We start from the raw sequence: 1321 nt of genomic DNA on the forward strand, positions 1-1321 counted from the left end.
TCCCATCTGAATGGCATCAATCCAAGTCCAGTCATTCACTTGCGGAGTGTTGACTAACATATCCATCGATGCCTTTATATTTTTTATTTTCGCAGGATCGGGAGAAATCTTGTATAATTCGATATATGCCTGTCCGCAACAGTGGTCATCCGCATTACGGGTGATATTACCGCCACGCATCCCCCATTTATGGAAATCGGCCCAGTCATAAGCATAATCATAATAATCCGAACGGGGATAGATAGTATGCAGAGCCATCAAACCCTCATAATAGACACCGCGTGTCCATATATTGCTGGGCCTGAATTTACTGACATAACTGGGACGGGTATAATCCGCATACTTCTTCATGAAATAATCATTCACCTTGATAATGGTTTTCAACGTCTCTTTCCGGTCGGGAAGAGATTGGGCCGGAAGTGAACTCCATCCGGACAAAAGTAACAAAACAACCAGTATTTGTTTTCTCATGGATATAAGTTTAATTATTGATAAATTTATTCTTTGATACAAAAGTAGGGGTAAGCTTCCATGTCTAAATAGAGAGCAGTACTAATCCATTAACTACAATTCAAATATGCCGGAAACAATAATATAGACAGCCCGGAAAATAATATTTTCCATGTTTTTGTATATTTGTCTAGTTAATGCTAATTTTAAATGCCGTCCTTTGTGTGTCCTTTTATAATCGGGACATACATAAACATTAATAAAAAGGAAAATGAAAAACGCAGTATTTTATTTCATCCTTATCATAGGATTCCTCACTTCAGGAATGATTTCCGCACAGGGAAAGCAACGCCAGATGGAAGCATTGGACAGAGGACTAGTAGCAGTAAAAACGGACAGCGGTGTCTTTATCAGCTGGCGCTTGTTAGGCAATGAAAGAGATGCAGCTTTCAATGTCTACAAAAACGGGAAACTGTTCAAATCCTTATCCGCTGGAGAAGCGACCAACCTAACTGACAATTCTGGCAAACCGAGTGATAAATATGTGGTGAGAACCATTGTGAATAGTAAAGAGACTTCTTCTTCTAAAGAAGTGACACCTTGGGCAGAAGAATTCCTGACCATCCAGATGAATCGTCCGCAAGGCGGAACAACTCCTCCGGGTGTCACTTATGTCAGAGCCAAACACCCACCTGTGGTACAGGAGTATCCGGAAGGGCAAGCATATACGTATGTTCCAGGTGATTGCAGCGTAGGTGATTTGGACGGAGATGGGGAATATGAAATCATTGTAAAATGGAATCCTTCCAACCAAGCCGACAATTCTTTCTCCGGTGTGACAGGTCCTGTATATCTGGATGCTTATAAACTA

General features: G+C 41.0%; 1 protein-coding gene and 1 pseudogene. One reads left to right on the plus strand and one right to left on the minus strand.

The window, feature by feature from the left end; genetic code table 11:
- The coding region (locus tag AB5935_RS26460) for a glycoside hydrolase family 88 protein (protein ID WP_368327923.1) at positions 1-471 on the minus strand (471 nt) is incomplete at its 3' end.
- A gap of 250 nt (positions 472-721) precedes the next feature.
- Here AB5935_RS26460 and AB5935_RS26465 point away from each other — a divergent pair.
- A pseudogene (locus AB5935_RS26465) lies at positions 722-1321 on the plus strand (rhamnogalacturonan lyase); the annotation flags it as partial.

This window comes from Phocaeicola sp. RTP21198st1_B8_RTP21198_201120 (assembly GCF_040929485.1).
Taxonomy (GTDB): Bacteria; Bacteroidota; Bacteroidia; order Bacteroidales; family Bacteroidaceae; genus Phocaeicola; species Phocaeicola dorei.